This is a genomic window from Nocardioides malaquae (genome assembly GCF_015070385.1).
GTDB lineage: Bacteria > Actinomycetota > Actinomycetes > Propionibacteriales > Nocardioidaceae > Nocardioides > Nocardioides malaquae.
Window position 1 is genome coordinate 1 of the sequence record NZ_JADCSA010000391.1, and the last position, 272, is coordinate 272.

Here is a 272-nt window from a genome sequence, read left to right on the forward strand (position 1 = left end):
GGTATTGACTTTGACCTTCTCAAAACCGGCCTCAAATGCAGCATCAATCCCTGCCATGACCTGGTTGAATTTATCCTGCCCGGTAATAGCGTGAAACTGGCGGGCGTCCAGACTGTCGACACTGACGTTAATGCCAGTAAGTCCCGCATCGCGCCAGCTCGCCACATCGCGTTCCAGACGGTAACCATTGGTTGTGACCGCAATCTGGCGGATAGCGTCGTTTTCCCGCACAGCGGCGATGATATCGGTAAAGTCGCGGCGTAAAGACGGCT

At 54.8% G+C, this 272-nt stretch carries 1 protein-coding gene; it reads right to left on the bottom strand.

Annotation, left to right across the window (positions count from 1 at the left end; genetic code table 11):
- On the bottom strand, positions 1 to 272 hold a 272-nt coding region (locus IEQ44_RS15870), incomplete at both ends, for a radical SAM protein (RefSeq protein WP_193639419.1).